Source organism: [Scytonema hofmanni] UTEX 2349 (assembly GCF_000582685.1).
Taxonomy (GTDB): domain Bacteria; phylum Cyanobacteriota; class Cyanobacteriia; order Cyanobacteriales; family Nostocaceae; genus Hassallia; species Hassallia hofmanni.
In genome coordinates, this window is the sequence record NZ_KK073766.1 from 94,839 (window position 1) to 102,349 (window position 7,511).

A 7,511-nucleotide genomic window follows, 5' to 3' on the forward strand; every position below is an offset into this window, starting at 1 on the left:
TGCTTCACAAGAACTATTTGACTCAAATAAAGAATTTGATGCGCTGCTGGCAAGCCTAAATGCGGGCAAGCAAGTCAAACAGGCATCATTCGGGGTAAATTCCGATATGCAGTTTCAGGTTAAAGTTGCCTTGCAACAGGCAATTTATGGGGTGAAAGAACGAAACCGCTTGGAGGGGCACAAAGGTGAAGTTCTTAGTGTTAGCTACAGTTCGGATAGTAAAACTGTGGCTTCTGCTAGTAGTGATAAAACTATCAAACTGTGGGATGTCGCCACTGGCAAAGAAATTAGTTCCTTGACTGGGCATCAGAATACGGTCACTGTTGTTAGTTTCAGCCCCGATGACAAGATCTTGGCTTCTGCCAGCTTTGGTGACAAAACTGTTAAACTCTGGGATATCACCACTGGCAAAGAAATCTTTACTTTCAGCGGGTATAAAGCTGACGATAGAGGCAATAATGGCATCAGTTTCAGCCCCGATGGGCAACTGCTGGCTGTTGCCTGTGAAGGAAACTCCATCCAACTTTGGGATGTTGCCACCCACAAACAAGTAGCTACCTTTATTGGACATAAGGATCAAGTCAATGGCGTCAGTTTCAGCCCCGATGGGCAACTGCTGGCTTCTGCTAGCAATGACAGAACGGTCAAACTCTGGGATATCACTACCTACAAAGAAATTCCTAGTAACATGCAGCATCCCGCTTGGGTCAGTGGCGTCAGTTTCAGCCCAGATGGACGACTACTGGCTTCTGGTGCTCAAGAAGGCCACGTCATACTTTGGGATATCGCTAGTGGTCAACAAATTAAGACTTTCTCTGGGCATAGACATTGGATAAGTAGCGTCAGTTTTAGTCCCAATGGAAAATATCTTGCTTCCGGTAGTTGGGATGGTACAGTTAAACTGTGGGATATTGCTACTGCTCAAGAAATCAAGACTTTCCCTGCGGATAGTAATGTAACGAGCGTCAGTTTTAGTCCCAATGGAGAATATCTCGCTTCCGGTAGTTGGGATGGTACAGTTAAACTGTGGAATGTTGCTACAGGCGAAAAAATTAGCACCATGACTGGGCATGAGGATTGGATCAATGCTGTCAGTTTCAATCCAAACGGGCAACTACTGGCTTCTGCCAGTCGCGATCAAACTATCAAGCTGTGGGATGTAGTCACAGGCAAAAAACTTGCTACCCTCACCGGACACAACAGTTACGTTGACAGTGTAAGCTTTAGCCCCAGCGACGAGCGAGTGCTGGCTTCCGCAAGTGACACAACTATTAAACTGTGGGATGTAGTCACAGGCAAAGAACTTGCTACCCTTACCGAACATAAAGTTAAGGTTAACAGCGTTAGCTTTAGCCGCGACGGGCGAGTGCTGGCTTCTGCTAGCGATGACAAAACTATCATACTTTGGGATGTTGCTACCCGCAAAAAAATCAACATCTTTAATGCAAAAACTGGGGTTAGCAGCGTCAATTTCAGTCCAGATGGGCAACTGCTAGCTTCAGGAAGTAACGATGGAAAAGTGATTTTATGGAATTTAAAAGCGTTATCGAATTTAACTCTTGAGAATCTACTGGCACGCGGTTGCGATTGGGTACGCGGCTATTTACAGACAAATCCCAATGTTAGCGATAGCGACAAGCAACTCTGCAATGGCATTGGTACTGCAAAGTGAAAGGGCGATGGTTAATTATTTGAGGAAAGCAAATTTTGTATTCAGTTGGGGTAAAAGTAAGACACTGTTGGCAAAACATTGCTTCAGTCCTTGAGTGTTTTCCCAACAATGGGTCAGAAGTTGGTATTTTAGTTCTAACTGTATTATTGCGATATTTGGTCACTGAAACTAAACCAAATCTGCCAATATATCGGTCATTTGCTTTTGCAACTTCTGCCGATTATCATCATATTTCATTACAGTATCGGGTTTAGCATGACGGCTAAACCTTTGTGTGGCGCGGTAATTCCCATTATTTTTATCCAATACTGTGGTAATGGAACTATGGCGAATCCGGTGCGGTGACATCTGTTTAGTAATACCAACTTTTTTACATAACCCATCCACCAACCGTCGAATTGCTTCCCCAGTGAGGCGTTTACCATTACCGTTATAAGCAATCACCGCAAATAGCGGCTGTTTTAATTTACTTGCCCTTTTACTCGCTATCAACCAATCAGCGATCGCTTCAACGGTTTTCCGACTCAAATCAACTACTGTTTTTTGCGTCCCTTTGCCCTTACCCAATATAGATAAAGTGCTTGCTTGGGCGTTAAAATCGCCGACATTTAAATTACATACTTCACTACGCCGCAGCGCATTATCCCACAACAAGCGCAAGATTGCATAATCTCGTTTCCCCTTGAGAGTTTTTCTATCAACTAGCGCCAGCACCTTGGCAAAATCGGTGCTTTGTATACCCGTTGTGTCGCGGTACGATTCAACTTTCTCACCTTTGATATCTTCGAGCGTGTAGTTACACACCCCCAACTTGCGCCCCATTGCAGTTAAAGACTTAATTGCACTCAACCGCCGATTGACTGTTGCTTCTGCGAGTTTACGAGTATTGACCAAATGTGCCTTGTACTTTAACACCACCGCGACGGCGTGACGCTGCTCTAAGTGCAGAAACTCTAACACTAAATGTTGGTCTGGTAACTTGCCTGATATAAATAAGAAAAAATCCCGTAAATCTTTCTCGTAAGCTCGTTTTGTATTGGGCGATCGCGTATCACTGAGCAACTGGTCAATAACATCCGGGTCGCCATCAATACAAAAATCATCCCCAATTGTTAGCGCATAAGCATTTTCGAGAACAGTGACACTCAAGGGGTACTGGTCAGGCATAATAAGGCAGGAGGCAGAGGGCAGAGGGCAGAAGGGAAGAAAATGTTGAAGGAATTAAGCTTTGAGTTTATTGACAGTTGCAACCATTATTTTTTGCATTTCTTCTACTTCATTTGTTACACAAGGAAATAACTTCTCATCAGCTAACTTAACCCTTTGGGCGATTATTAACTGAGTGTCTAGTTCTCTTAGAGAACCCAAAGATATATGAAGGAATTGAATATATTCATTTTTCGTGCGTCTGCCGTACCCTTCAGCAATATTAGAAGCGACAGAAACTGCTGAACGTCTTATTTGACTAGTTAAACCGTATAGCTCTGATTGTGGAAAGTGTTGTGTTAATTCGTAACATTGAACAGCTAAATCTACACTTCTTTTCCATATAAATTGCTCTCTATAGCTCATAAGTTTGAAGGAAAAAGTTTGAAGTATTTATATACTACCACCTTTGTCTCTCCTACCTCAAAGACAGAGTAAGTGTGTTGCAAAGCACAAAGACAAGAAGTGAAAACTTTTTCTTCCTTTCTTTCCTTCTGCCCTCTGCCTCCTGCCCTCTGCCTTCTCTAATAGTGTGATAATGACTCTTTCCGCACTATTTTATTTACCCATACTTTGAGAGCTGATTTGGGACAATATTCGTCAGTATTATCAGCAACAGTCACAAAAAGAGATTTCACTTCTCACTTCACCGGATGGTATTTCCCATCTTTAGAGTTAAACCGCCACCCCACCGGGCTTGGATCTTTGCGACGACACCAAATTTCAAATTCAGCCTGGGTGTTGTTTTCTCGTTCGCGAGTTAGGGTTGCGATATCAACCCCCAGTCTTTTAGCTAAATTCTCACCTGTGTAAGGCTGAAGTTCTAGTTGTGGGGGATGATAGTTAAAAGATTGCCTTCTGTAACCCCCACCCGTATGCTGCGAACGCTGTTGACTAAGAGTTGTTATAACTCCTTCAATTTTTGCCAACTGTAAAGCTTGTGTTTCTAGTTTCTGCTCTAACGAGCTTAGTCTGTTCTCTACATCAGTGTCTACACGCTTATCTGCACTGTTAGAGAGGTGGTTTAATTGGGCTTCGAGTTGAGCAAGGCGGGTTTCTACACTGTCTTCTGTACCCGGAACTGGACCCAGGACATGATGCAGTCCCTCGATGACTAAATTGGTGGCGGTGGTGTTGCGATCTGCTGCGGCAGTCCGAAGTGCTGCTGTTAAGGGTTTGGGGAGTTTGAAGTTAATTGATTCCCGTTCGATTTTTGCCATGTCTACACCCACGCATATACGGTCGTGTAGATAGTTTACAACTAGCATGAGTATTCAGTTTGAGGAATAATTTTGAAAATTTTTCATTTAATGCGCGAACCGACAAAAGCAAAAGTAAAAATCCCCCAGTATTAATGCTGGGGGAATATAAATGCCAGTTTTGTAGAAGACCCTATTTGCCCTTCCCTCTTTTATTCTGTTGTTTTGTAACCAAAGGGAGCAAGACTTTGATCAGGTCTGCATTACCTTTGTTAAGTACTGCAATCAAACAAGAAAGAGACAGAATGATAGCTACCGAAATACCCCCGTACTGTAGTAATGCAACTGTATCAAGTTGCCCTAGTGGCACTGTATTTCCGGGTACACCAACATAACTGGCTTGATTGAAACCCAGTTCTTCTGATTCTGGCGATAAGTCAGTAATTGAACTCATCTTTATTAACTTCAAGTTGTATGCACTTCTATTAATAATCATAATTCTCAAAAATTTAAAGGGTCTTTAACTCCATTTTTAGGAAATTATTTGAGGATTACAACTCGAAAAATTAATATTAAAGTGGTTATATTATAATTTTTTAGTTTAAGCAAAACTGGAATTTATCAAAATATTATAACTATAACACCAAAATAAATTTGGTAAATTATTGGAAAATCGATAATTATGAATACTGTCGCACTTTGAATCAGAAGCTATAACTAAAATATAACAAGGATTAGCAACTCAGGCGCGATTATGCAAAATTTTATACATAGGAATCTCGATTATGAGTCAAGATGTCCAGTTTGGCAGCCTTCCTCTCTCTAGCTTTGAAGAGGCTATATTAAATTCCCTCCTCCTAGAAGAACGCTATGGATTGGAAATCATTGATGCTATCAAAGAAATTAGTGAAGGTAAAATCCTAATTAATGTAGGTACATTATATCCCACACTAAGACAGCTAGAAAAAAGAAAAATAATTGAGTCAAGATTAGAAGATAAGAGATTAGAAGCTAGGAGAGGAAAGGCTAGAAAATATTACAAACTTACTTCTAAGGGAAGAAATTTGGTTGAAAACATGAATTATATGAGAGAGCAGCTTACAAATTGGAAGCCATCATGATGTATTTAAAATGAGGTTGAAAATGAGATACGCAACAGACCCACCCAGCTAGACATAATTTTCAATTATTGTATATTGAAAAGAATAAGCCCACTAATTTGAGACACGATATTCATGACAAGGATATTCCATATTAAATGAAAATTTTACTAATTTACGGCAAAAAATATGAGTCTAATAGATTTAATCTTAGGCTTTCTTCTGCCGTCTGATTGCAGAGATGAATGCTTAGGAGATTTGTACGAAGGATACTTCATTTTAAGAGAGAGAGGTGCGTCTAAATTCGCCAGCATTATTGTCACTATTGGACGTGCCATACTGCTAATTATAGCTGCATTGAAAATGAGATGGGATGATATTATTTATTTCAAAAAAGAGGCGCAGCATACTTTAAAGGCAAAGCACTCTCGCCATTACAAGAATACTAGCTATCATTCAAATTCACCAAAGTCTAGTTTACAAGCAGTCTATTGTTATGCAAAAGAGAGAGAAGCAGAAGGAGTTACAGGCTATGATTTGAGTGTAAAACAGCACAATTCTCTATTCAGGTTGGCTTCTAAGTTGCTCAAATATTTTTTGCTGGCTCTACTTGGCTTTATGATCGCCTACGTTTTGTCAACAAGTTTGGGTGGGCTACATATTGTCTTCCTGATGATGTACTTATTACGCCCTTTAATACTATTTGGGATTATCGCGTTATGTTTATTTACAACGGCAATAATTTTTGAATCTTGGCGTTAAGGTTATCATCTGTGTCGATACACCAATTCAAGTTTTACTTAATACTAATTAGGATGCGTTTGCCCTGAATAGGTTTGTAAGTTGTTTAAATATTTTCTGTTGGTAAATGTTAGCAACATTTGATTAATTACAAAATCCGCGAAACAAACCACCTCGAAGTGATCGCAAAGATTGTGAGGAATCCGGGTTACGCTTCTCATCACCCCTGCAATTCCACTCTTAACTGGAGAATGATCACACTATGAGCAGAGGGGAGCGCACAAAACCACGCAAGTGAAAAGCTAATTTAGTAACGAGGGTTGGGAAGCGATCGCACAAGTGAAATCGCGGGTACGCCATCGCACTTCAAGGCAACTTTTCCTCTTTGAATTTTTTATGGGCGATCGCTATAAATGCGTGTTTATCCTCTTTGAATTTTTCTTTAATAAGAGCGATCGCACTATAAGCGGAGGGGGGCGCACAAAGCCGCGCATACGTAAAAAGTGAAAAGCTAATTTAGTAACGATGGCTGGGAAGCGATCGCATCTTGAGGTTGAGGAATCAGCAACTATTTCCAGATTTTTGTATTGCCTCGTGTCCTACAAGTTGAAGTGCGGAATGTGAGTTGTAAATTTACGTTACTTATTTTTGTTGAATGACTGGCAGACCTAACCAGTCACTAAGTTCATTGGCTAGCCAGTCTAACTCAATCTCGGAGAGTAAGCCACTTCCACCAATTCCGAACTTTTTAGTTCCAGCCCAAATATTGATTTGTGGTTTAACTTCTATCCGATTTCCTTCAGAATCTCTCTTGTAAGTGGTCTGGGTTCTTTCTAACTTCAAGATTTGATGCCGTGAAGCAGGGCGAGGACGATGATACTTAAAACCAAAAAGCTGATACCTTAAGGAAATCTTCTCTTGGTCTAGGTGGAACCAAACCTTTCCAAAAAAAGCAAACAGAATCTGTAGAATTAACCAAATACCCACTCCTACATGTAATAAAGCGAAGAAAGCAGAAAACCATCCTCCAGAACTCCAATTACTTAGTGCTATATAATACCAAAGCACTAAAAAACCATTCCCGATAACGGCAAATCCAATGACAGGCAATAATTCAAGACTAAACCCTCTCGGTGGAATGTAAATTTCTAAAAGATTGTGGTTTTTAGTTAAAATGACCTTAGAATCTTGAGGTCTTACTGGGACTAGAAGTTGTTTCTTTCGTAGAGTTTCATGCTCTAGAGCTTGCAAAGCATGATTAGCAGATTCCAATCGCTGTTCAAGGGACGGTTCGGTCATCCATTGCAACCAATCAATGAAGGTGTTTGAGAGACTGACGTAATTTTCAAAGCAGATCCTAAGATTTCTTTGAGGTAGATCAGCAGGATGCTGCCCCGAAGCCAAATATATTAGGGTTGCGCCTAAAGCGTAGAGATCAGAAGCAGGTACTGCTCGTTCTCCAAACTGCTCAGGTGGCATATAGCCATATGTACCAACAATCGTTCTTGTTCCTCCTTCACTCGCAGCAGCTTGTACAGAACCGAAGTCTACCAAGTAAACTTGACCTACACTATTCCCAGAACGATTGGCTAG

General features: G+C 40.8%; 8 protein-coding genes. 3 read left to right on the top strand and 5 right to left on the bottom strand.

All coding sequences use genetic code 11. The features are described from left to right. Positions 1 to 106 precede the first annotated feature (106 nt). Entirely contained in the window at positions 107 to 1,672 is a 1,566-nt protein-coding gene (locus TOL9009_RS0104370) for a WD40 repeat domain-containing protein (protein WP_242055504.1), read from the top strand. Between the two features lie 168 nt (positions 1,673 to 1,840). Here the strand turns inward: TOL9009_RS0104370 and TOL9009_RS0104375 are convergent, their stop codons facing one another. The 4 genes from TOL9009_RS0104375 to TOL9009_RS0104390 form a co-directional block, all read right to left on the bottom strand. After that, the gene (locus TOL9009_RS0104375) at positions 1,841 to 2,839 is read right to left on the bottom strand and encodes a tyrosine-type recombinase/integrase (protein ID WP_029631439.1); all 999 of its coding nucleotides are present in this window, start codon (positions 2,837 to 2,839) and stop codon (positions 1,841 to 1,843) included. A 54-nt stretch (positions 2,840 to 2,893) separates the two neighbouring features. Beyond that, positions 2,894 to 3,244: a four helix bundle protein gene (locus tag TOL9009_RS0104380; RefSeq protein ID WP_029631441.1), complete on the bottom strand. Its 351-nt coding sequence runs from the start codon at positions 3,242 to 3,244 to the stop codon at positions 2,894 to 2,896. Between the two features lie 275 nt (positions 3,245 to 3,519). Further along, complete coding sequence (locus tag TOL9009_RS0104385) at positions 3,520 to 4,146, bottom strand: hypothetical protein (protein WP_260675839.1); 627 nt, start codon at positions 4,144 to 4,146, stop codon at positions 3,520 to 3,522. A 124-nt stretch (positions 4,147 to 4,270) separates the two neighbouring features. Continuing rightward, positions 4,271 to 4,531: a hypothetical protein gene (locus TOL9009_RS0104390; protein ID WP_038296018.1), complete on the bottom strand. Its 261-nt coding sequence runs from the start codon at positions 4,529 to 4,531 to the stop codon at positions 4,271 to 4,273. Positions 4,532 to 4,862: 331 nt separating this feature from the next. Between TOL9009_RS0104390 and TOL9009_RS38040 the strand changes: the two genes are divergently transcribed. Both TOL9009_RS38040 and TOL9009_RS48865 read left to right on the top strand, forming a co-directional pair. Beyond that, the gene (locus TOL9009_RS38040; RefSeq protein WP_051502792.1) at positions 4,863 to 5,198 is read left to right on the top strand and encodes a PadR family transcriptional regulator; all 336 of its coding nucleotides are present in this window, start codon (positions 4,863 to 4,865) and stop codon (positions 5,196 to 5,198) included. Between the two features lie 168 nt (positions 5,199 to 5,366). Further along, positions 5,367 to 5,939 (top strand): hypothetical protein, encoded by a 573-nt coding sequence (locus tag TOL9009_RS48865; RefSeq protein ID WP_242055502.1) that lies wholly within the window; start codon positions 5,367 to 5,369, stop codon positions 5,937 to 5,939. A gap of 621 nt (positions 5,940 to 6,560) precedes the next feature. Here the strand turns inward: TOL9009_RS48865 and TOL9009_RS0104405 are convergent. Further along, positions 6,561 to 7,511, bottom strand: a 951-nt coding sequence (locus TOL9009_RS0104405) for a protein kinase domain-containing protein (protein WP_029631448.1), incomplete at its 5' end; no start/stop codon positions are given.

Coding starts and splice junctions, on each gene's coding strand:
- TOL9009_RS0104380 (WP_029631441.1), bottom strand. CDS start 3,244: ATGAGCTATAGAGAGCAATTTATATGGAAAAGAAGTGTAGATTTAGCT.
- TOL9009_RS0104390 (WP_038296018.1), bottom strand. CDS start 4,531: ATGAGTTCAATTACTGACTTATCGCCAGAATCAGAAGAACTGGGTTTC.
- TOL9009_RS48865 (WP_242055502.1), top strand. CDS start 5,367: ATGAGTCTAATAGATTTAATCTTAGGCTTTCTTCTGCCGTCTGATTGC.
- TOL9009_RS38040 (WP_051502792.1), top strand. CDS start 4,863: ATGAGTCAAGATGTCCAGTTTGGCAGCCTTCCTCTCTCTAGCTTTGAA.
- TOL9009_RS0104370 (WP_242055504.1), top strand. CDS start 107: ATGCAGTTTCAGGTTAAAGTTGCCTTGCAACAGGCAATTTATGGGGTG.
- TOL9009_RS0104385 (WP_260675839.1), bottom strand. CDS start 4,146: ATGCTAGTTGTAAACTATCTACACGACCGTATATGCGTGGGTGTAGAC.
- TOL9009_RS0104375 (WP_029631439.1), bottom strand. CDS start 2,839: ATGCCTGACCAGTACCCCTTGAGTGTCACTGTTCTCGAAAATGCTTAT.